Origin of the sequence: Pacificispira spongiicola (assembly GCF_012926505.1) — a bacterium.
In the GTDB taxonomy this organism is placed as follows: Bacteria; Pseudomonadota; Alphaproteobacteria; order UBA8366; family Aestuariispiraceae; genus Pacificispira; species Pacificispira spongiicola.
Genome location: NZ_JABBNT010000005.1, coordinates 120,060 through 142,500, shown reverse-complemented (window position 1 = coordinate 142,500; position 22,441 = coordinate 120,060). Strand labels below are relative to the sequence as shown.

General features: G+C 59.8%; 23 protein-coding genes. 11 read left to right on the top strand and 12 right to left on the bottom strand.

Features of this window, described 5'->3' with window-relative positions; genetic code table 11:
* Positions 1–102 precede the first annotated feature (102 nt).
* From HH303_RS16445 to HH303_RS16410, 8 genes are all read left to right on the top strand, one after another.
* Positions 103–1,131, top strand: a complete 1,029-nt coding sequence (locus HH303_RS16445; RefSeq protein ID WP_169626476.1) for a LacI family DNA-binding transcriptional regulator — start codon at positions 103–105, stop codon at positions 1,129–1,131.
* Positions 1,132–1,288: 157 nt separating this feature from the next.
* Entirely contained in the window at positions 1,289–2,611 is a 1,323-nt protein-coding gene (locus tag HH303_RS16440) for an ABC transporter substrate-binding protein (protein WP_169626475.1), read from the top strand.
* A gap of 109 nt (positions 2,612–2,720) precedes the next feature.
* The gene (locus HH303_RS16435) at positions 2,721–3,668 is read left to right on the top strand and encodes a carbohydrate ABC transporter permease (protein ID WP_169626474.1); all 948 of its coding nucleotides are present in this window, start codon (positions 2,721–2,723) and stop codon (positions 3,666–3,668) included.
* On the top strand, positions 3,665–4,603 hold the full coding sequence (locus HH303_RS16430; protein ID WP_169626473.1) for a carbohydrate ABC transporter permease: 939 nt from the start codon (positions 3,665–3,667) through the stop codon (positions 4,601–4,603). The genes HH303_RS16435 and HH303_RS16430 overlap by 4 nt, the downstream gene beginning before the upstream one ends.
* On the top strand, positions 4,600–4,803 hold the full coding sequence (locus HH303_RS16425) for a hypothetical protein (RefSeq protein WP_169626472.1): 204 nt from the start codon (positions 4,600–4,602) through the stop codon (positions 4,801–4,803). The genes HH303_RS16430 and HH303_RS16425 overlap by 4 nt, the downstream gene beginning before the upstream one ends.
* Before the next feature lie 7 nt (positions 4,804–4,810).
* The gene (locus tag HH303_RS16420; RefSeq protein WP_169626471.1) at positions 4,811–5,908 is read left to right on the top strand and encodes an ABC transporter ATP-binding protein; all 1,098 of its coding nucleotides are present in this window, start codon (positions 4,811–4,813) and stop codon (positions 5,906–5,908) included.
* Positions 5,901–6,896: an ABC transporter ATP-binding protein gene (locus tag HH303_RS16415; protein WP_169626470.1), complete on the top strand. Its 996-nt coding sequence runs from the start codon at positions 5,901–5,903 to the stop codon at positions 6,894–6,896. The genes HH303_RS16420 and HH303_RS16415 overlap by 8 nt, the downstream gene beginning before the upstream one ends.
* 11 nt (positions 6,897–6,907) lie before the next feature.
* Positions 6,908–8,527: a dihydroxyacetone kinase subunit DhaK gene (locus tag HH303_RS16410; RefSeq protein ID WP_169626469.1), complete on the top strand. Its 1,620-nt coding sequence runs from the start codon at positions 6,908–6,910 to the stop codon at positions 8,525–8,527.
* 30 nt (positions 8,528–8,557) lie between these two features.
* On the opposite strand, the gene HH303_RS16405 is transcribed toward HH303_RS16410, so the two are convergent.
* Positions 8,558–9,679, bottom strand: coding sequence for a CaiB/BaiF CoA transferase family protein (locus HH303_RS16405; protein ID WP_169626468.1), 1,122 nt, complete (start codon positions 9,677–9,679; stop codon positions 8,558–8,560).
* Between the two features lie 122 nt (positions 9,680–9,801).
* Here HH303_RS16405 and HH303_RS16400 point away from each other — a divergent pair, with 122 nt between their 5' ends.
* The 3 genes from HH303_RS16400 to HH303_RS16390 all read left to right on the top strand — a co-directional run bounded on the left by HH303_RS16400 (position 9,802) and on the right by HH303_RS16390 (position 12,525).
* Complete coding sequence (locus HH303_RS16400; protein WP_169626467.1) at positions 9,802–10,752, top strand: LysR family transcriptional regulator; 951 nt, start codon at positions 9,802–9,804, stop codon at positions 10,750–10,752.
* A gap of 116 nt (positions 10,753–10,868) precedes the next feature.
* The gene (locus HH303_RS16395) at positions 10,869–11,795 is read left to right on the top strand and encodes a TauD/TfdA family dioxygenase (RefSeq protein WP_169626466.1); all 927 of its coding nucleotides are present in this window, start codon (positions 10,869–10,871) and stop codon (positions 11,793–11,795) included.
* A 13-nt stretch (positions 11,796–11,808) separates the two neighbouring features.
* Positions 11,809–12,525, top strand: a complete 717-nt coding sequence (locus HH303_RS16390; protein WP_169626465.1) for an aldolase — start codon at positions 11,809–11,811, stop codon at positions 12,523–12,525.
* 15 nt (positions 12,526–12,540) lie between these two features.
* Here the strand turns inward: HH303_RS16390 and HH303_RS16385 are convergent, their stop codons facing one another.
* The 11 genes from HH303_RS16385 to HH303_RS16335 form a co-directional block, all read right to left on the bottom strand.
* Positions 12,541–13,365 (bottom strand): FAS1-like dehydratase domain-containing protein, encoded by an 825-nt coding sequence (locus HH303_RS16385; protein ID WP_169626464.1) that lies wholly within the window; start codon positions 13,363–13,365, stop codon positions 12,541–12,543.
* The gene (locus HH303_RS16380) at positions 13,362–14,687 is read right to left on the bottom strand and encodes an MmgE/PrpD family protein (RefSeq protein ID WP_169626463.1); all 1,326 of its coding nucleotides are present in this window, start codon (positions 14,685–14,687) and stop codon (positions 13,362–13,364) included. The genes HH303_RS16385 and HH303_RS16380 overlap by 4 nt, the downstream gene beginning before the upstream one ends.
* The gene (locus HH303_RS16375) at positions 14,684–15,514 is read right to left on the bottom strand and encodes an HpcH/HpaI aldolase/citrate lyase family protein (RefSeq protein ID WP_169626462.1); all 831 of its coding nucleotides are present in this window, start codon (positions 15,512–15,514) and stop codon (positions 14,684–14,686) included. The genes HH303_RS16380 and HH303_RS16375 overlap by 4 nt, the downstream gene beginning before the upstream one ends.
* A 2-nt stretch (positions 15,515–15,516) precedes the next feature.
* Entirely contained in the window at positions 15,517–16,680 is a 1,164-nt protein-coding gene (locus HH303_RS16370) for an acyl-CoA dehydrogenase family protein (RefSeq protein ID WP_169626461.1), read from the bottom strand.
* A 129-nt stretch (positions 16,681–16,809) separates the two neighbouring features.
* Positions 16,810–17,562 carry a sulfite exporter TauE/SafE family protein gene (locus HH303_RS16365; RefSeq protein WP_319637436.1) on the bottom strand — a complete coding sequence of 251 codons (753 nt, stop codon included), beginning with the start codon at positions 17,560–17,562 and terminating at the stop codon, positions 16,810–16,812.
* A 106-nt stretch (positions 17,563–17,668) separates the two neighbouring features.
* Complete coding sequence (locus HH303_RS16360; protein WP_227421882.1) at positions 17,669–18,280, bottom strand: HD family hydrolase; 612 nt, start codon at positions 18,278–18,280, stop codon at positions 17,669–17,671.
* On the bottom strand, positions 18,277–19,056 hold the full coding sequence (gene otnI, locus HH303_RS16355) for a 2-oxo-tetronate isomerase (protein ID WP_169626460.1): 780 nt from the start codon (positions 19,054–19,056) through the stop codon (positions 18,277–18,279). Before otnI ends, HH303_RS16360 begins: the two co-directional genes overlap by 4 nt.
* 9 nt (positions 19,057–19,065) lie before the next feature.
* Positions 19,066–19,953 carry a C40 family peptidase gene (locus tag HH303_RS16350; protein ID WP_169626459.1) on the bottom strand — a complete coding sequence of 296 codons (888 nt, stop codon included), beginning with the start codon at positions 19,951–19,953 and terminating at the stop codon, positions 19,066–19,068.
* A complete protein-coding gene (locus HH303_RS16345; RefSeq protein ID WP_169626458.1) occupies positions 19,950–20,507 on the bottom strand; it encodes a protein phosphatase CheZ in 558 nt (185 codons plus the stop codon). Before HH303_RS16345 ends, HH303_RS16350 begins: the two co-directional genes overlap by 4 nt.
* Before the next feature lie 17 nt (positions 20,508–20,524).
* On the bottom strand, positions 20,525–20,764 hold the full coding sequence (locus tag HH303_RS16340; RefSeq protein ID WP_169626457.1) for an Lrp/AsnC ligand binding domain-containing protein: 240 nt from the start codon (positions 20,762–20,764) through the stop codon (positions 20,525–20,527).
* 110 nt (positions 20,765–20,874) lie between these two features.
* Positions 20,875–22,320 carry a DEAD/DEAH box helicase gene (locus HH303_RS16335; RefSeq protein WP_227421881.1) on the bottom strand — a complete coding sequence of 482 codons (1,446 nt, stop codon included), beginning with the start codon at positions 22,318–22,320 and terminating at the stop codon, positions 20,875–20,877.
* Positions 22,321–22,441: the final 121 nt, after the last annotated feature.

Sequence of the window (22,441 nt, the reverse complement as noted above, 5' to 3'; positions counted from 1 at the left end):
TCCACGTCGATTTTCTGCCGACCTTGATCGCAACGTATAAAGAATTTACGATGATGTACGTAAATCAGATAGATAGCGGTATTTTCGTCTGAAAGGGTGACGATGGTTAAGCCCACCGTCCATGATATTGCGAAAGAGGCGGGGGTCAGTCTGGCGACGGTGGACCGGGTTCTCAATGCCCGTCCCGGCGTGCGGGAAAAGACTATCGCCAAGGTTCAAGCCGCTGTCGAGAAGATCGGCTATGTCCGCGATACCAATGCCGCCAACCTTGCGCGTCAGAAGCTCTATCGTTTTGCCTTCGTGCTGCCGGAGGGGCCCAGCCAGTTCACCGATACGGTAAAGGCCGGACTGGGGGAGGTCGTCTCCTCCCAATTGGTCGACAGGGTCGCGATCAAGGTTCTGACGGTTCCGTCCTATGACCCGCATGCCGTCGTCCGGTCGCTGCAAACGATCAACGCCGCGCGCTATGACGGCGTTGCGTTGATGGTCCCGGAAACCCCGCAAATTCGCGATGCCATTTCCCATTTGAAGGAAGAAGGTCTGGCGGTCGTCACCATGGTGTCGGATCTGCCGCATTCGACGCGGGACTATTTCGTCGGGGTGAACAGCATTGCCGCCGGACGCACGGCGGGGCTACTGATGGGCCGGTTCCTGCCGGGGGGCGGGGAGGTGCTGGTCGTGACGAATTCCCTGCGATCCCGAGATAGCTTGGAGCGCCGGTTGGGGTTCGATGCCGTTGTCGCGGAAGGATTTCCGAAATTATCGGTCCTGCCGACGGTCGAATCCTTTGACGATCCGGCCCGGCTGCCGGACGTCATCAAGGATGTGGTGAAGACCCGTCCAAATCTTGTCGGCGTGTATTCGATGGGGTTCGGGAATACGGCGGTCCTGTCGGCGCTGCGTGAAACGGGCAGGCTCTCCGACCTGACCGTGATCATGCATGAGCTGACCCCGGCCGTCCGCCAAGCCCTGGTCGATAACGAAGTTGCCGCGGTGATTACGCAAAATGTCGGTCATTTGGTGCGTAGCGCCATTCGTGTTTTGCGCGGTTTGTGCGACCAGCAGCCGATTTACGATGCGCAGGAACGTATCCGAATCGAGATCGTTCTGCGCGAAAATCTTCCCTATTAAGCGTCTCTTCCGATTGTAAGAAAGTTGCTGTTTTCTGGGAAAACGGTGGCGTCATGTTTCGTTTTCTTGACAAGAGGTACGTACCTCATTTATGACTCCTCTATCAGATAAAAAGGAGGCTGCGGGCAATCATGACCCGCAGGGAGAGGAGACCCCAATGAAGAGCACCAAGATACTTGCCGTTGCCACGCTGGCGGCGGCTTGCGGTTTCGCCGCGCCTTCCGCGAAGGCCGACGACCTGACCCTGTGCTGGGCGGCCTGGGATCCGGCGAACGCTCTGGTCGAGCTGTCGAAGGATTTCGAAGCCAAATCCGGTCATAAGATGAGCTTCGAATTCGTGCCGTGGCCGAATTTCGCAGACCGGATGCTCAACGAATTGAACTCCGGCGGTCAGCTGTGCGATCTGATGATCGGCGACAGCCAGTGGATCGGCGGCGCCGCGGAAAACGGCCATTACATAAAGCTGAACGATTTCTTCGATAAAGAAGGGATCACGATGGACGACTTCATCCCGGCGACGGTGACGGGGTATTCCGAATGGCCGAAGAACACGCCGAATTACTGGGCCCTTCCGGCCTTCGGTGACGTTGTCGGTTGGACCTATCGCAAGGATTGGTTCTCCCGTCCGGAACTGCGGGCGGAATATAAGGAAAAATACGGCCGTGAGCTGGAGCCGCCGAAAACCCTGGCGGAATTGAAGGATATCGCCGAATTCTTCCAGGGCCGTGAAATCGACGGTACGACGGTTTATGGCGCCGCGATCTATACCGAACGCGGTTCGGAAGGGATCACGATGGGTGTGACCAACGCCCTCTATAACTACGGGTTCGAATACGAAAACCCGAACAAGCCGTATGACCTGGAAGGGTTCGTGAACTCGGCGGGTGCCGTTGAAGGTCTCGAATTTTATAAGGCGCTGTACGATTGCTGCACGCCTCCGGGCTCGTCCGACTGGTACATGTCGGAAGATATCGACGCCTATAAGTCCGGTCAGGTCGCCTTACAGATGAACTTCGCCTTCATCTGGCCGGGCGTGAACGCCGATGCGAATGTCGGCGGTGACAAATCCGGCTATTTCCCGAACCCGGCCGGACCCGGCGGCCACTTCGCGCAGCTCGGCGGGCAGGGGATTTCGGTCGTGTCCTATTCCGACAGCCAGGATGCGGCGCTCGAATACATCAAATGGTTCGCGCAACCGGAAATTCAGGCGAAATGGTGGGAACTGGGCGGCTATTCGGCGCTGCGCGCGGTCGTGGAAGACCCGGGCTTCGCCTCCAGCCAGCCTTATGCGCAGACCTTCCTCGACTCCATGGCGATCGTGAAGGATTTCTGGGCGGAACCGGCCTATGCCGACCTGCTGCTGGCGATGCAGAAGCGCGTACATGACTACGTGATCGCCGGTCAGGGCACGGCAAAGGAAGCGCTTGACGGTTTGGTGCAAGACTGGACCGAAACCTTCGAAGACGAAGGCAAGATGTAAGACCACCGAACACGATCTCAAGCCCAAGTAGATCGTGTAAACTCGCGCGGGGCCCGGCGGGCGCCGGGACCCCGCGTCTCTTCTTCGAAGCGAATGAGGTACCAGTCTCATGTCCGGGACAGTGATGGAGCGCGCAGCCAATGCGACGCCGCCGAAATTGGCACGACAGATCAAAGGGCTATCGGATAAGACGATTGCCTGGATCTTCGTGGCCCCGACGATCTTCCTGCTGCTGGCGGTCAATATCTTCCCGCTGATCTGGACGATCCGCCTCAGCTTCACGAATTTCCGCGTCAATCGAGCCAATCTGGAAACGAAATTCGTCGGACTGCGCAATTACGAACGCATCCTGACGGACAGCGATATCTGGCTGACGATGCAGGCGACCGCGCATTTCCTATTCTGGACGCTGTTCTTTCAGGTGCTGATCGGCTTCGCGCTCGCCTGGCTGATCAACCGCAAATTCAAGGGCAACGATCTTTGGACGACGATCATCGTGTTGCCGATGATGCTGTCGCCGGCCGTTGTCGGGAACTTCTGGACCTTCCTGTATCAGCCGCAGATCGGCCTGTTCAACTACGCCATCGCCTTCCTGACCGGCGCAGACCCGTCCAGTTTCTCCATGATCGGGGAGGTATCCCTGGCCCCCTGGTCCATCGTCATCGTCGATACCTGGATGTGGACGCCCTTCGTGATGCTGATCTGCCTTGCGGGGCTGCGATCCATCCCGGATTCGATTTATGAGGCCGCGGAATGCGACCGGGCGTCTAAATGGCGGCAGTTCTGGACGATCACGGTGCCGATGGTGCTGCCCTTCCTGATGCTGGCCGTCCTGTTCCGCGGGATCGAGAATTTCAAGATGTTCGACCTCGTCGTGCAGCTGACCGGCGGCGGGCCGGGGTCGACGACGGAACTGACATCCATCAACCTGAAACGGGAGGCGTTTGAAAAATGGCGCACGGGCTACGCATCCGCCTATGCGATCATCCTGTTCGTCACCGTGTTCGGGCTCGCTTCCATCTATGTGAAAGCGTTGAATAAGGTGAAGGAAAGATGAGCGGCTTTTCCGTAACAGAGCCGTCGCGCGGGCAGAAATGGATCGCCGGTATCCTGGTGGTGACCTATGCCCTTGTCACGTTGCTGCCATTGCTGTGGATCATCGCCACCGGCTTCAAATCGCCGTCCGACGCCATCGCCTATCCGCCGAAGGCGGTCTTCGAGCCGACCCTGGAAGGCTATGTGAATCTGTTCACGACGCGGACGCGGCAGACGCCGGATTATCTGGCCGAAAACCCGCCGGAAACCTGGTATGACGAGATCGTGCGGAAATACGACATGGTGGTCGTCGGTCCGTCGCGATACGGTGAACGGTTCCTGAATTCGATCATCATCGGGTTTGGATCGACCTTCCTGTCGGTCTTTCTGGGGACGTTGGCGGCCTATGCCTTTTCCCGGTACAAGGTGCCGCTGAAGGACGATTTGCTGTTCTTCATCCTGTCGACCCGCATGATGCCGCCGATTGCCGTGGCGATTCCAATCTTCCTGATGTTCCGGTCTCTCGGGCTGTCGGACACTCATGCGGGGATGATTCTGCTGTATACGGCGGTGAACCTGTCTCTGGCGGTCTGGCTGCTGAAAGGGTTTATCGACGAAATTCCTCGCGAATATGAGGAAGCGGCCCTGATCGACGGCTATACGCGGTTTCAGGCCTTCTACAAGGTCGTGTTACCGCAGGCTGCGACGGGGATCGCCTCGACGGCCATCTTCTGCCTGATCTTCGCCTGGAACGAATATGCTTTCGCGGTGTTGCTGACATCCGGTACGGCGCAGACGGCCCCGCCGTTCATCCCGACCATCATCGGGGTCGGCGGCCAGGATTGGCCGGCCGTTGCCGCCGGGGCGACCCTGTTCCTTCTGCCGGTCATGGTCTTCACCATTCTGTTGCGCAAACACCTGTTGCGCGGGATCACGTTCGGGGCGGTGCGCAAATGATCATCGACTTCTTCAAAACCCAAATCAAAGGGCTGATCCGTCTGCGCCGGGGGCCATGGGAAATGCTGGCATCGATCTTGATCGCGCTTGGCGTGGTGATGCTGATGCAGCCCTTCGCACTGGTCGCCTATACCTATTCCTTCTTTGTCCTGTTGGTCGGCACGGTGATGTTCATCGTCGTCAGCCATTTTCCCGAGTAGTGATGTCATGGCCGAAATCGTAATCAAAAACCTGCGCAAGGAATTCGGCAGCTTCACGGCGGTCCAATCCTCGTCCTTCAAGATCGAGGATGGGGAGTTCTTCATGCTGTTGGGACCGTCGGGCTGCGGCAAGACCACGACGCTGCGCATGATCGCGGGGCTGGAGCTTCCGACGTCGGGCGAAATTTACATCGATGGGCAGGAGGTCGGGCAGAAACCGGCCAGCCAGCGCGACATCGCCTTCGTCTTTCAGATGTTCGCCCTCTATCCGCATATGAATGTGCGCAAGAATATCAGCTACCCCCTTGTCAGCCAGGGCATGCCCAAGGCGCAGGTGAAGGAAAAGGTGGCGGAAGTCGCGCGCATTTTGGGGATTGAGGATATTCTGAATTCTTCGGTCAGTGGGCTTTCCGGCGGTGACCGGCAGCGCGTCGCCCTCGGCCGAGCTATTGTCCGTGACCCGAAATGCTTCCTGATGGACGAACCCCTGGGCGCGCTCGACGCGGAATTCCGGGAGCATATGGCCGAAGAACTGCGCGCGCTTCACGACCGGATGGGGGCGACGACGGTCTATGTCACGCACGATCAGTTGGAGGCCATGCAGATGGGCGACAAGATCGTGGTGATGAATCACGGCGTCATCGAACAATTCGGCGCGCCGCAGGATATTTACGACAAACCCGCGACCATGTTCGTCGCGGACTTTATCGGCTCCCCGCCGATGAATTTTCTACGGTTTCATGAAAGCCTGGACGTCGGTGCAACCACGGCGCATCTGCATGGCGAAGCGGTCGAAATCCCGGCACTGCGGGAGGCGTTTGACGGCGACATGGTCTATGGCATTCGGCCGGAACATATCCGGCTGGACGATGCCGCCGGATATCGGGGCGAGGTGATCGCGACCGAATATCTGGGCACGACCCAGATCGTCACCCTCTCGACCAGCAACGGCGAGGTGAAGGCGCGTATATCGTCGGATCAAATCGCGAAAGTCGGGGACAAGGTCGGCCTGTCCTTCAACGGGACGACGGCGACCCTGTTCGACAATCAGTCCGGTCGGGCGATCCGCTCGGCCCTGAACGAGGGAGTGCTGTCCCATGGCTGATGTCTTCCTGTCGAACGTCACAAAGAAATTCGGATCGATCACCGCCGTCAACGACGTTTCCATGCATGTGGAGGACGGATCCTTCGTCGTCCTGCTGGGACCGACCGGGGCGGGCAAGACGACGACCCTGCGCCTGATCGCCGGTTTGGAAACGCCGGATGGCGGGGATATCCGGATCGGTGACCATTCCGTCGTCGGCTATACCCCGGCACAGCGCAATGTCGCGATGGTGTTTCAGCAATATTCGCTTTATCCGCATATGTCGGTGCGGGACAATCTGTCCTTCCCATTGCGCTCGCCCATCCTGAAAACGCCGGAAGCCGAAATTAAGCGCAAGGTTCAGGACGTGGCGGAGGTACTGCATATCGCGCATAAGCTGGACAACAAGGCGACGGCGCTTTCCGGCGGGGAGATGCAGCGGGTTTCGATTGGGCGCGCCCTGGTCCGTGAACCGTCGGTCTACCTGATGGACGAACCGTTAAGTTCCCTAGACGCCAAACTGCGATCCGATCTGCGTATCGAATTGAAACGCATTCAGGCTAGCCTGGGCGCGACCATCCTGTACGTGACCCATGACCAGATCGAAGCGATGACCATGGCGACCCATGTCGGTGTTCTGGACAAGGGCGGGCTGGTACAGTTCGGATCGCCGCGGGAAATCTACGAAAGCCCGAAAAGCATCTATGTCGCCGGTCGTTTGGGGCAGCCGCGCATCAATCTGTTGCCCGCCGATATCTTCGCGGGCGCGCCGTCCGGCGCGACCACCATAGGCCTGCGTCCCGAACATATCCGTCAAGGAGAAGGCAAACCGGCGGAGGTTGTTCGGGTGGAACATTTGGGCGATCAATCGCGACTGCACCTGACCATGGACGGGCACGCTATCGTGACCCTGACTGACCCCCACACCGCGCTTGAACCCGGCGAACGGATCGCCATTCAACCGCGCGACGCCTTGTATTTCGACGCCGATGGCGCGCGGATCGTTTAGGGAGAACCGTCATGAAACAATTCATCAATACCAAGGAAAGCCTGGTTACCGAAGCGATCGACGGAACGTTGAGAACGGCGGGCGGTCGCTTGGCGCGTCTGGACGGGTATCCGCATATCAAGGTCGTCGTCCGAACCGATTGGGATCGGTCGAAGGTTGCGCTCGTTTCCGGCGGCGGATCGGGGCATGAGCCCAGCCATGCGGGGTTCGTCGGGCAGGGGATGCTGACCGCGGCGGTCTGTGGCGAGGTCTTTGCCTCCCCGTCGGTGGATGCGGTTCTGGCGGGTATTCTTGCCGTAACGGGGAAGGCGGGGTGCCTTCTGATCGTAAAGAACTATACCGGGGATCGACTGAACTTCGGGCTGGCGGCGGAACGCGCCCGTGCCCAGGGGCTGAAGGTCAATATGGTCATCATCGATGACGACGTGGCGTTGCCCGACCTGCCGCAGGCGCGCGGTGTTGCGGGAACCCTGTTCGTTCATAAGATCGCGGGGGCTTTGGCGGAGCAGGGAGCGGACCTTGACACAGTGACAAGTACTGCTGCGAAGGTCATCGCGGGTGTTTCCTCTATCGGTATGTCCCTGGATTCCTGCACCATTCCGGGGTCGCCCAAGGACAACCGCATTCCGGAAGGGAAAGCCGAACTGGGACTGGGCATTCACGGCGAACCCGGCGTTGAACAGGTCGATTTCGCCAATGCGAAGGACGCCATGGACATGGTCGTCGAAAAGCTGGCGCCGCATATCGGTCCCGGCCCGCATGTCGCCCTGGTCAACAATCTGGGCAGCACGACGCCCCTTGAAATGGCGGTGCTGGCGGAAGAACTGCACAAATCCCGTATCGGCGGGCAAATTCGGTGGATGATCGGCCCGGCGCCGATGATGACCTCCCTTGATATGCGCGGCTTTTCAATCTCTCTGCTGCCGGTCGGCAAGGCGGAGGAAAGCGCGTTGCTGTCCCCGGTCGCGCCGACCGCATGGCCCGGTTGTCATGCGGTGGGACAGGTGGCTGTCCTGCCGCTGCCGGACGGGTTGGCACCGATCGCGCCGATGCCCTCCCAAAACGCGGAAAGTCGCGATTTCATCGAACGCTGCTGTCGCATTCTCATTGCGGCAGAGTCGGACCTGAATGCCCTGGATCAGAAATCCGGGGACGGCGATACGGGAAGCACGCTCGCCACGGCGGCACGTGCCTTGATCCAAGCGCTCGACCGCTTGCCGCAGGCCGATACCACGCAATTGTATCGGGCCATCGGGTTGGAATTGAGCCAGACCATGGGCGGGTCGTCCGGTGTATTGCTGGCGATCTTCTTTGCGGCGGCGGGCGATGCCTCCGCGAACGGTCAGGACATGATCGGGGCGCTGAAAGCCGGATTGCAGCGTATTCAGGAAGTCGGTGGCGCCGCACCCGGCGACCGGACCATGATCGACGCTCTTGCGCCTGCCTTGGACGCGCTATCGGACGGTGTTGCGGCGGCGGCCACGGCGGCACGCGCCGGTGCGGATGCGACGGCGAAGATCGACAAGGCCCGCGCCGGACGAGCGAGCTATATTTCAGCGGAAAATCTGATCGGCCATAACGATCCGGGGGCGGAAGCCGTGGCGCGTTTGTTTGAAGAACTGGTAGGCTGATAGAACGGCAACGCGCGCGTGAAGCGGGGGTTAGGAAAATTCTCGCTTCACCGCATCGGTATGTTCGCCAAGGGCCGGGACCGGTCCGAATTCCGGCGAGTTTCCGTCCACCAGGGCGCCGGGAGCGAGCAGCCGGACCGGGCCGGTCGGCGTTTCGGCGTCGACATACCGATTTTGCGGATGGGATTGCAGATCCTCCATGCCGTTGATCCGCCCGAAAGCGATGCGGGCCTTCAGTAGCATGTCCGCCAGCACATCCTGATCGTGCTGCACGAAGGCGGCGGTGACGATTTCATTTAAGGCTGGGCGGTTCGCGACGCGGTTGCTGTTGCTGGAAAAGCGCGGATCCGTGGCGACTGACGCCTGTCCCAGGATCGTGTCACAGAAAACGACCCATTCCCGTTCGTTCTGAATGGCAATCAGGATTTCCTTGCCGTCGCGCGTTGGATAGGCGCCATAGGGTGCGATGGTCGGGTGGTTCAATCCGGGGCGGTCCGGGGTCTTGCCGCCATAGACATATTGCAGATATGGCACGTTCATCCAGTCGCCCAGCGCATGGAACAGCGATACCGCGATGTGGCGTCCTTTGCCGGTGCGTTCGCGCGCGTACAACGCTTGAAGAACGGATTGGTGTGCGGTCATCCCGGCGGAAATATCGCAAACCGAAACACCAACACGCGCCGAGCCCGCCGGATTGCCGGTGATCGAAGATAAGCCGCTTTCCGCCTGAATCAGCAGGTCATAGGCCTTGTAGTTCCGATAGGGGCCGTTATCGCCGTAACCGGAAATCGAGACGGTGATCAGACGCGGGTTCTTTTTCCGCAGCGCGTCGGCGGCAAAGCCCAGCTTTTCTATGGCGCCGGGGGCCAGATTCTGGACGAAGATATCGGCCTTCGCGATCATTGCATGCATGAGCTGCGCGTCGGCGGCGTCCTTCAGGTTCAGACACACCGATTCCTTCCCGCGGTTCAGCCAGACGAAATAGGCGCTTTCCCCATGGACGAGGTGATCGTAATTCCGGGCGAAGTCGCCTTCCGGGCGTTCGACCTTCACGACACGGGCACCGGCCTCCGCCAGTCTGCCTGTCAAATAAGGGGCCGCCACCGCCTGTTCGACGGAAACAACGAACAACCCCTCCAAATCACCAACCATGGATACCGTCCTTTAAAATGATCGCAAGAATGGCGAATGTGAGGTGATTTGAGAAATAGTTATCGACGGGATATGTCATAGGATAATCTTATGGCCTTCTCACCTTGTTGCCGAGTTACCCAATGGATATCCGACAGCTCCGCTATTTCATCGCCATCGCGCAGTCGTCGTCGCTATCGAGCGCGGCGCATAGCCTGAATGTCGCACAACCGTCTTTGTCTCAACATCTGGCGAATATGGAGCAGGAGCTGGGCGTTCGACTGGTCGAACGGTCGCATCGGGGGTCGGTTCTGACGGAAGAGGGGCGGATTTTCCTGCAATATGCCAAACATATCTGCAACAGCATGGATGCCTGCTTGGCGGAAATGCAGGATTTAGGGCAGGCGGTGCACGGTAGCGTCAGTTTCGGCATGCCGCCGTCGGTATCCATGGTTATGTCCGTTCCCCTTGCCGAAACGGTTCGAGTCGAGTTGCCGGAGGTTCGCCTGAAAGCGATTGAGGCGATGAGCGGCTATATCAAGGCCTGGATCGAGGACGAAACCGTCGAAATCGGATTCCTATACGATTTGCAGGGCGTCGAGCATTTCGAGGCGGTGCATGTGCTGGACGAACAGGTCTATTTCTTTTCCGCGCCCGATGCATGGCCGCTATCGACACCGCCGGGGGAGCCGGTGCGGATGGCCGACCTCGCTGGGATAGACATGATCCTGCCCGGCCGGACACATGGATTGCGCCGGATCGTGGAAGACGCCGCGTCGCGCAGCGGAACGACCTTGAATGTCGTCATCGAAATGGATGCGATGACACAGATTAAGGATCTGGTGGCGCGCGGCTCCGCCTATACGGCATTTGCGCCGGCAGCGGTCTACGATTTCGTGTCACGGGGCGAACTGTTGCGCGCGCCGATCATCGACCCGGTGCCGTCACGCCCAGTCTATCTGGTCCGGAAGCCGACCCGGATGATGAGCCGCGCCTGCCGCGCCGTCCGCGACGTCACGCTGGATGTCGCAAAAGATCTGGTGCAGCGCGGAATCTGGGAAGGTCAATTATACATGACCGACGATAAGAAATGACATTGGCCCTCTTGCCTGCATGGCATTAGTCGGGTTTGCTCCTGTTCGACTAAAGATAACAGGGAAAAAACGGCCAAATGAATGCAATTCCGATGATAAAAGACCGCAGCCTTCCCATGATGTTACGTGTTCCGGCAGGCGACGGTACTGCCTGGGCGCGGGAAAACGCGGCGGATATTCAGGCGATCGCGGAAAAGGCGGGCGTTGTCTTGTTACGTGGATTCGACCTGCCGTCCCCGGTGGCCTTCCGCGCGGTCTGTCAGGCGATCGAACCGGATTTGCGGCCCTATACCGGTGGCGATTCCCCGCGCACCGGCGTGACGGATCAGGTCTATACCTCAACCGAATATGATGCCGATTTGGAAGTTTTTCTGCACAACGAGCTTTCCTATGCCGGATGGTCGCCGCGTATCGTCTTCTTTGGCTGCCTGATACCGTCGGCCGAAGGTGGCGAAACCCATATTGCGGACGGACGGCAGGTCTATCAGGCGATCCCGTCGGATATCCGGGATCGTTTCGAAACGCGCGGCATCGTCTATCTGCAACATCTGTGGGACGCGGATGGAAAGCCGGGCATCGGCAAGAGCTGGCAGGAGACCTTCGAAACCGATAGCCGAGAAGCGGTGGAAGCCTATCTGCGCCAATCCGGGATGGACTGGACCTGGACGGATTACGGCATTCGCACCCGCGCGCCGCATGACGCTATCGTGACCCATCCGAAAACCGGCGAGAAATGCTGGTGGAATCAGGCCGATCAATGGCATCGCGACCTCGGCGGCGTGAAGACATCTTTTGGCGGCTCGGACGATCCACGCTTCGATCCGTCGACGGCGGGCGAGGGGTCGCTGGGCAATCACGTGATCTATGGCGACGGGACGGAAATCGACGCGGATGACCTGCGCACCATTCGGTCCGTGACCCGATCCCTGGAAGTCGCTTTTCCCTGGGAGGCCGGCGATGTGATGGTCGTCGACAACGTTCTGGCAATGCATGGGCGGAAACCGTTCAAGGGCGAGCGCCGAATTCTCGTTGCAATGGCGTAGAGGGGTGGGGGGTATGACGGAAATTCAAACGCTTCGGCGCGACTTGGCGGCCGCCTTCGTTCTGGCGGATCGGTTCGGGCTGTCGGAAGGGATCTGTAATCACTTCTCTGCCGTCGTGCCGGGGCGGGACGAACGCTTCCTGATCAATCCCTATGGCCTGCATTGGTCCGAAATGAAGCCGGACAGCCTGTTGCTCATCGATGGGCAGGGGACGGTTTTGGAGGGCGAGGGCGAGGTGGAAGCCACCGCCCGGACGATCCATATCGCCGGACACCGCGCAAACCCGCGCCATAAGGTCCTGCTGCACACGCATATGCCCCATGCCACCGCGCTGACCATGTTGGAGGGCGGCAAGCTGGAAATGGCGCATCAGACCGCTGTGCGATTTTGGCGTCGAATGGCGCACCACGCTTTCGGCGGCATCGCATTGGACGATGCGGAAGGGGAACGGATCGCGGAAGCGCAGAAGGACAATCCCGACGCCGATATTTTTTTCCTGGATAATCATGGTGTCACTGTCGGCGGCGAAAGCGTGGCCGCAGCCTTCGATGACCTCTATTACCTGGAACGGGCCTGCCGGCAGCAGATATTGGCGCAATCCACCGGGCTGCCCTTCAAGATCATTTCGGACGATATGCTGCTGGATACACACCGGCAGTTGGAACAGGTGCGAATTCCGCAGGCGGAATCCTTCTACACCGCGTTGTTGCGGTGTCATGCCCTGGGGTGATGTTTGGGGGTCGGGTCAGGCCTCCGCCGTGGCCTGCATGGTGACCGTATCGTCCCCGACCTTGCGAACCCGCAGATCGAGACCGCGATCCGACTCTCGTGCTTCCACAATGACCGGAATGCCGCAGATCAATGGAGATACACCGCGATAGGTGAAGCATGACGGTGCCTTGCCGAACAGCTTTGCCGCCATGTTCTGCATCCACGTTGCCTGCATCGGTCCATGCACGACCAGCCCGGCATAACCTTCTTCCTGCGTCGCATAGGGGAAATCGTAGTGGATGCGGTGACCGTTGAAGGTCAGCGCGGAATAGCGGAACAACAAGGTCGGTGTCGGGGTGACTTTCCATTGGTCGACGGTCGCCCACGCCTCCGCCACAGGCGGTGCGGGTGGCGCGGCACCAGCGGCAGGGGCTTCCCGATAGACGATGTTCTGAACCTCGTTGATACGCGGGTCGCCATCGACCGAGTAGCTGTGTTCCACCGTAACGAAGCCTAAATTTCCGCTGCGACCCTGCTTGAATGTCACGTCGGTAATCACTGATTTTCTTGTGACTATGTCATTCAGAGACAAATCTCGGATGGTGGTCACGCTACCGCCCGCCCACATCCGTCGCGGCAGGGGCAGTTTTGGTAGAAAGAGCCCGGTGCGCGGGTGTCCGTCCGGCCCCAGTTCCGCCGCTTCCACGGAATCGGGAGCAAGGCACCATTGGAAGCCACAGGGGACGGGGCCGGGACCCAGCAGGCCTGTCAGCGTGACCTTGAAATGGTCCAGCATGCGATCCGTGATGGGTTCGCTGCTGATCCGCGCTCTGCCGATCCAATCGCGGTACTCGCTCATTCCGCGCTCCCCAAAAAGGCGCCTAGGTCTTGGGCTGTCAACGTGGACAGGCGCGAGGACAAATCGGCGAGCCGCGCGGCCCTATCCGCGCCCAGAACATCGATGGCCTTCCTATGCAGCCCGGATGTCAGTTCTGATTCCGACAAACGTGCCGCTAGGTCATAGTCGATTTGGATTTCGGCGCCGTCCGTTAACGTCAGGCTGCCGACCGCCTGCATATCCGTCAGCGATGGATCGCCGGAAACATCGACTTTCGGCGCGAATGCGGCCAGGTCGGGGTCGCGCGCCAGGGCGTCCGTGTAAATCCGGTCGCTGCCGGTGGCGATACCGTTCAACACCATCCCGGCAAGCCAGCGGTAACTGAACTTTACCTCCAGTCCCGTGCGCGGCGTGTCGATGTTACAAACCGACAGCCAACGCGGATTGGTGCGCAGCGTGAACCGCGCCACACTGTCCGTGGAAATCGCGTTGGACGCGCCTTTCGCCCGCAACAGGCCTTCAATCATCGCATGCGTGCCGTGGCAGCAGGCGTGGAACTTATATTTGATATCCTCAAACAGGAAAGTTTCCGGCGGTAGGTTTAGCAATGCCGCGTCCGGTGTAGGCGCGTCCGAATGGGTCGGGATAAAGCCCTGCGGCCCCATCAACCCGTCATCGGCGGAGGTGAAGCCCTTCGCCGCCAATTTCGCGCATTCGACGCCGTTGGCCGCAGCAATCCCGGCATTGTAGGGTTTCCCCATTGTGCCGAACTGGCTTTTCAAACCGGACGCGCGTGTCGCACAGAGGCCGATGGCCGCGCGCATCTGATCGCGGGTCAAACCGTATAGGCGTCCCGCCGCGACCGTCGCCCCGAAGGCACCGGCGGTGGCGGTTTGGTGAAAGCCGCGATTGTAATGAACCGCCCCCAAGGTCATGCCGATCCGGATTGCCGCTTCGGCGCCGACCAGGAAGGCGGAAACCACCGCATCGGCGGTCGCGCCGATTTCTTCCCCCACGGCCAGGGCCGCCGGATAAACGCCAACGGACAGATGGCCGATATGGGCGAAATGGGTATCGTCATAGTCCAACGCATGGCTGGTCGCACCATTGACCAGGGCCGCCATGCGGGCAGGGGCCTTGCCGCCACCGATCACGGTCGCGGCCTTCACCCCGGCCTCCTCTTCCGACAGGGCGCGCAGATGCCGGCTCAACGGTTCGGATGCGCCGGCGCGACCACAGACAAGCCAATCGGCCAGAGAATGGCGCGCCATGGCCAGGGCAGTGGCCGGAAGGCTCTCTTCCCGCAACATCGCGATATCCAGGATTGCGTCGTTCAGTGTCATAGGGCGGCCTTCGCGTTCAAACTCTCGTTCAGGTCAAGAATGGATCGTGCCCGGTCGATGACGGGCTTGTCGACCATCTCGCCGTCGACCGCGACCGCATCACCGCCGGATGCGGCGGCTAGAATTCGGTGCGCCCAGGCGAGTGTGTCCTCGTCGGGCCGATAGCCTTCGATCGCCGAGGCGAGTTGTTTTGGATGGATCAGCAGTTTCCCGCGGAATCCCAATTCATTGCCATGGGCCGCATCGTCTCGGATCAAGTCGGGCCGGTCGATCCCGGTGGTGACCCCGTCGATGGGGCCCGGCAGCCCGGCAAGGCGGGAGGCGACGACCAGCGTGCTGCGCGCGTGCAGAAGCGCGGTAGGTGTATGGGCGCAGCCGATATCCGCGCTGTAGTCGATCGATCCGAAAACGAGCCGGTCACAGGCGGCGGCGATGGATGTGGCGTTATTCAGTCCGCGCGCCGTTTCGATCAAGGCGAAGATAGCCATGCCTTGAGGAACGGCATTGCGTATCTGGATGATTTGGTCTGGGTATTCCGCCTTGGGCAGGACGATCCCGTCGATACCGACGCGCCCGGCGATTTCGATATCCTTGGCGAACCAAGGGGTGCCGACGCCGTTAATGCGCAAGAATAAGGCTGTATCACCCGGAGGCAGCTCGACGGCTCGTAGACCGTCCGCCGCCTGCGTCTTGTCCGTTGGGGCGACGGCGTCTTCGAGATCGATGACGACCGTATCGGTCCCGGCGGCGCAGGCCTTGGCGATCCGGTCCGGCCGCGTGGCGGGAACGAAGAGAGGGAAGGAGGTCGCGGCGGCTTTCCGTGTCATGTTCAGAAGGACCGCGGCAGACCCAGAATATGTTCCGCCACATAGGACAGGATCAGGTTCGTCGAGATCGGCGCGACCTGATACAGGCGGGTTTCCTTGAATTTGCGTTCGATATCGTATTCTTCCGCGAAGCCGAACCCGCCATGGGTTTGCAGGCAGGCATTGGCCGCTTCCCAGGAGGCGTCGGCGGCCAACAATTTCGCCATATTCGCCTGTGCGCCGCAGGCCTCGCCCGCGTCGAAACGGCGACAGGCCTCGAACCGCATCAAGTTTGCAGCCTCCACATTCACATAGGCTTTGGCGAGGGGGAATTGGACGCCCTGGTTCTGGCCGATCGGCCGGTCGAAGACGATGCGCTCATTGGCGTATTGCGTGGCGCGTTCCAGGAACCAGTAGCCGTCGCCGATGCATTCCGCGGCGATCAGCGTACGTTCCGCGTTCAGCCCGTCCAGGATGTAGCGGAAGCCTTTGCCTTCTTCCCCGATCAGGTTTTCCGCCGGAATTTCCAGATTGTCGAAGAAGACTTCGTTGGTTTCATGGCCGACCATGTTCTTGATCGGGCTGATTTCCATGCCGTTGCCCAAGGCATCCTTCAGGTCGACGATGAAAATCGACATGCCTTCGGATTTGCGTTTCACCTCCGGCAGCGGCGTCGTGCGGGCGAGCAAGATCATCAGGTCGGAATGCTGAATGCGGCTGATCCAGACCTTCTGGCCGTTAACGATGTAACGGTCGCCCTTGCGCATGGCGGTCGTCTTCAGCTTTGTCGTGTCGGTGCCGGTCGTCGGTTCCGTGACCGCCATGGATTGCAGGCGCAAGTCGCCGCTGGCGATCCCCGGCAAGTAGGCGCGTTTCTGCTCTTCCGATCCGTGGCGCAGCAGGGTGCCCATATTGTACATCTGACCGTGGCAGTGTCCGGCATTGCCGCCCGACCGATTGATCTCCTCCATCACGATGCTGGCTTCCGTCAGGCCCAGGCCCGATCCGCCGTATTCTTCCGGGATCATCGCGGCTAGCCAGCCGTCGCGCGTCAGGGCATTGATGAAATCTTCGGGATAGATGTCCTTCGACGCATGTTCCCGGTGATAGTCACTCGGGAATTCCTGGCAGAGAGCGCGCAGCGCATCGCGAAGTTCGTCGTGGTCGCTGGGGGCACTGGTCTGCATGGGAGTCCTCCGTCACTGCACCGTTCTTGATTTTAACGGGGCTAGAACTACTCCAATGCGGCGGAAAACAGGCCATATGAAATTCATATAGCCTGCTTTGGCGGAACCTATCGTCGTCAGATCGGGGGGTTAGGTGAGGTAGTCGAACAATAGCTTCACGCCGATTGCCGCCAGCATGACCAGGATGATCCGGTCGAAGGTTTCTCGGGACAGGCGCTTGCCGATCCGCGCCCCCAACGGCATTCCCGCCATCAGCGGGATCAGCGCCACGAAGCTGAGGATGAAGCGTTCCCAGGTCATCAACCCATACCAGACCATCAAGGGGAACTGCGACACCGCCATCGCCGCGAAGAAGACGGAAATCGTGGCGATGAACTCTTCACGTTTCAGACGTTGCGCGTTCATGAAGGTGATGGAAACCGGCGCGGAAATCCCGCAGGCCCCCTGCAACATGCCCGCGAAGGCCCCGACCGGAAAACTGATGCGGGTCGCAATGCCGCGATCCAGGGCCCAATGCGGTTTGGCGAGACGGAAGGCGATATAGACGAAGACGATTCCCGCGACGATCAGTAGCAGACTGTCCCCGGATAGGACGGCCAACAGGACGGTGCCGAAAGCGGCACCCAACAATCCTGCAAAGGCGAAGACATAGGTGAAGCGGCCGGGCAGGCGATGGTCCCAGTAGACCTGCGCTTGCCGGATATTGGTGACGAAATTGGGGATCACGAACATGGTGACGGCGAAGGGCACGTCGTAGAACAGGGCCATCAGCGGAACGACGATGATCGGCGCACCCGCGCCGGTCGCGCCCTTCAGGATGCCGCCCGCGAGGAATCCGGCACCGACGATCAGAAGCATTTCAAGGGTATGGATATCGATCACGGAAATAGCCTTGGAAACGACACGGCGCCAATTTGCCGGAAACGAGGGGACCGAACCAGTCTGCCGCCGGTCGTGAGAACGGCGACTGTATGGAACAAGTCGACGCTTACCGCTGCATCGCCGTGTTTAGGGAAATGAAGCGCCGAAGGAAACGGGTCTTGGCCTCGGTCGGGGGAATTGGGGTTGGGTCGAAGGGGCCACTGGCTGGGACTTTCGGTGGCTTCCCCCAGATTTTGACGGCTTCCGCCTCCGCAAAGCCGGCGATGCCGGTCGCTTCGATCCTGGCGGCATGCAGATCGGCCTTCTTAATCAGTTTCTTCAGGGTTGGAGGAATTGCTGGGGGCAATCCGAACCGGATATGGATCGCGCGCTGCAATCTGTCCTCGAGGTCGCGGTAGTTATAACCGATCGCGTTCTTGAACGGCGATATCATGTCTCCGACGACATATTCGCTGGCATCGTGCAGCAGCGCCAGCAGCCGCTTTTCCGGCGATAGGCCCGGGTCGATTTCCACCGCCAGCGCCTCCACCATCACGCAATGCTGGGCGACGGAAAACGCCCAGTCGCCGGTCGTCTGGCCGTTCCAGCGGGCGACGCGGGCGAGACCGTGGGCGATATCGTCTATTTCGATATCGACCGGACTCGGGTTGAGCAGGTCCAAGCGGCGGCCGCTCAACATGCGTTGCCAGGCCCTAGGCTCCGTTGCGCGGCGCGTCATGATTTGTACCGTTGCATCCATCCGAGACCGGACCAGGTATCGTCGCGGGGGACATATTCGCACCCTACCCAGCCGTCGTAACCGAGGGTGTCGAGACGTTTCAGAACCGGTTCGTAATTCACTTCCCCGGTATCCGGCTCGTTCCGTCCGGGAACGCCGGCGATCTGAATGTGGCCGATCCGGTCAATGCATCGTTCCAGGGTCGCGATCAGATCGCCCTGCATGATTTGCCGGTGATAGAGGTCGAGTTGAAGGGCGATATTCGATGCCTGAACATTGTCGATGATCCGCAAGGCGTGCTCGGTCTTGTTCAGAACGTAGTTGGGGATGTCGCGGGTATTGATCGGCTCCACCAATAATTGGATACCGGACTTTGCCGCTCGCGGGGCAATCCGCCGAAGGTTTGCTTCCATCGTGGAGTGATGCACGCGTTCGTCCAGCGTGATCGGCGCGACACCTGCCATGACATGCAGTTTGCGGCAGTCCAACGCCTCCGCATACTCCAAGGCCTTGGCAAAGCCGCGTTCGAATTCCGCTTCTCGGCCGGGAAGGGCGCCGTTTCCCCGATCGCCCCGTTGCCAGTCGCCCGGCGGCAGATTGATATGAACGAGGGGGAGGCCGCACTGGTCCTTGGCATCCTGCAATTCGTCGGTGGGGAAATCGTATGGGAATTGGATTTCAACGCCGTCAAATCCGGCCTCTTTTGCCGCGGAGAACCGCTCCAACATGGGCAGTTCGGTAAACAGCATCGAAAGATTGGCCGTGAAACGCGGCATAATTGCCCCCTATCTTAACCGACGGATGCTTCGTATTTCCAGATTCTCGACCCGGCGGATGTGATCCTCCATTCGATCTAGCGGCCAGATACGCACCGCCATATCAGTGGCATTGGCGTGAATGGCGTGAGTTTCGTTCACCATCATTCCGACATGGCCGGGCCAAAAAACCAAGTCGCCGCGTTGGAGATCCGCGTGCGATACAGATAGGGGATAGCCGACTTCGCGTTCCTGCATGTCCGTATCGCGCGGGCAGGGGACGCCGCAGGCTTCCAACGCGAATTGAACCATGGCGGAACAATCCAGTCCCTGATTGGATCGCCCCCCCCACAGATAGGGAGCCTCCAGAAAACGCTGGGCAACCGAAACGGCGTCGGATTCATAGGTGCCGACCGGCATCAGATGTTCGGAATAAATCCATTGGCCATCGGCGATGCGGGACCAGCGGTTTTGCCGATCCACAACAGTCACGCGAGATCCGAAAGACAGCGCGGATGTTGCAAAACGCTTTACGTCCGGGGCGGGGTAGAGGTGGCTGCTGCGGACAGACACCCGGTGTGTCGGCAAGGGCTGATCCTGCGCCAAGGCCCGTTCGTCGATATAGCCGGTATACAAGTCCCGTTGCGATTGGACCCAAGCCCAGCCGTTCGCCCGGTCGTATACCCGGACGGATTCGCCCTGCAGATATTCGGTTTCCCGCGCCATTGCCATATCGGGTTCCCGCCGGACCGGCACCACGGGAAGGCATATTTGCGCCGGTGTGCCTTCGATAAAGCGATCGGCGGTCACACGGCCCTTGAGGCTGATGTCGGCCAAATCCGACCGGTAAAGGTTCCGTCGGCGGTCCGGCGGTTCGGTGGCCAGCGTATCAACGACTGTAAGGGTCGGCCCGGTCAATCGAACAACTTGTCGATTTCATCCTGGGAAATCGACGCTTCCTTTTGCAGGGCGGGACCGTTCAACAGGGCGTCATCGCCTTCAACCTTGTTTTCCTCGGCATATTGACCGGCAAGGCGGTTGATTTCTTCCTGTCCCCACAGTTCGATCATGCGGTTGACCCGTTCCTCGACGAATTTCATCGACCGCACGATCTTCGTCACGCGCTGACCGGTAATGTCCTGGAACGTGCAGGCTTCGATCGCCGCCATGGTCTCTTCATTGATCTTGTCGCACAAGGCGCCGCGTTTATCGGCATCCTCTTCGCCGCGCAGGGCTTCAACCGTGTTGTCGACCACTTCCATCCGTTCCAGGATCGAATGGGTCGCTTCTTCCGTCGCGCCGACGATGGCGTCCAACTGATCCGCCATGGAATCGAAGCGGGTCTGACTGCCTTCGGACGCGACCATCTGCGCGATTTCTTCGCGAAAGCGCCGCACATACTGAACAAGGCTGATGATTTCGCCCTTCAGTTCCCGGTCCGATTCACGACGATTCCCCAATCGATCCCCCATAAACTCTCTCCCCGACCTTAAAACGCCTTGAAGGCCAACGTGGTGAACGTGTCTCGGACGCCCGGCAGGCGTTGAATTTGTTCGGTCACGAAATGGCCTATATCCAAGTCCTCAGGAATGTAACATTTCATCAAAAGGTCGTATTGGCCAGAGGTTGAGTAAACCTCGGAGACATGCTCCACCGATTCGATCGCTTCCGCCGCCGTCTTGTAAGCATCTCCCAGTTCGCATTTAACCTGGACGAATAACGTGCGCATGGCGGGTTGGCTCCTCTATCGAATGGCACCGGACGGATTGATAGGCGCAACAATGCATCCTCCCAACGGGCAGGTGCAAGTGAAAGCAGGGATTTTAGGAATAAGGACGATCAGCGCCGCAGCAGGAAGGCCGGAACCTGTTCCGTCTGACCGAAAGGCGTGTCCTTGATATCCGGCAACGGATCGTCGTTCACATCGTAATAGGAATCACGATCCCGACCGCCGGATTTACGACCGCCGCGGCCACGGCTTTCCTCGCGGGTTTTCGCGTCCTGACGCGGGGCCTCGTTTTCACGCGGCGCTTTGTTTTCGCGCGGGGCCTTGTCGGTGCGTTTCGACCGCGACTTCCGGGGGGGCTTGGTATCTTCGGCATTGGATGCTTCGACGCCGGTGTCATCGGTCTCGACCGGCGCTTCCTTGGCGTCGGTATTGTCCGTCACGGGGATCTTCTTGCCGATCAACTTTTCGATGAAGCCCAGATATTTCGATTCCGCGTCGCTGGCGAGGGTGATGGAAACGCCTTTGCGCCCGGCACGACCGGTGCGACCGATCCGATGGACATAGTCTTCCGCATGGGTCGGAACGTCATAGTTGAAGACGTGGCTGACCGACGGGATGTCCAGACCGCGCGCGGCAACATCGGAGCATACCAGAATGGTGATCTCGTTTTTCTTGAACCGATCCAGCCATTCCAGGCGCTTGTACTGGTCCATGTCGCCGTGCAGGGCGCCGGTAGAGAACCCGGCCTCTTCAAGGGCGCGATACAGGGTCGCGACATCTCGCTTGCGGTTGCAGAAGACCAGACCGTTCGTGATTGTGTCGTCTTTCAACAGCCGGAACAGAGTGCGCCGCTTCTGGCGGCCATCGACCCGAATGACGGATTGGGTGATCGTGTCCGCCGTGCTGGCGGGGGGCGAGACCGTGATTTCCTTCGGATTGGACAGGAATTTCGCGGCCAGCCTGCGGATTTCCGGCGGCATGGTAGCGGAAAACATCAGCGTCTGTCGCAACGGCGGCATCAGCGACACGATCTTTTCGACATCGGGGATGAAGCCCATGTCGAGCATCCGGTCAGCCTCGTCGATCACCAAGACTTTGGTATCTGTCAGGATGACCTTACCACGTTCGCAATGGTCCATCAGTCGGCCCGGCGTCGCGATCAGGACATCCACGCCGCGATTCAGTTTCGCTTCCTGGTCGGCAAAGGAAACGCCGCCGATCAGCAAGGCCATGTTCAGCTTGTTGTACTTGCCGTAAGTCTCGAAATTGTCCGCGACTTGCGCGGCCAATTCGCGCGTCGGTTCCAGGATGACGGTCCGCGGCATGCGGGCGCGGCTGCGCCCCTGGCTCAGGATATCGATCATCGGCAGGGTGAAGGAAGCGGTTTTGCCGGTCCCCGTTTGCGCGCATCCCAGGATGTCGCGATTCATCAGGACGTAGGGGATCGCCTTTTCCTGAATGGGAGTCGGAGTTTCGTAGCCCGCATCGCTGATCGCGCGGAGGATCGGATCGCTGAGACCTAAATCGGCAAAAGTTGTCGCCATGAGTTCCTTCATTGCCTGACTTCCCGTGGGGAGCGGCGCCCCCGGCTATCGCGGAAAATCGTCATCTATCGGCATTCGCAAGTTGCGGCGGACTATAGGCGGCGTGGGAAGAGTGTCAATTAACCTGCCGGAT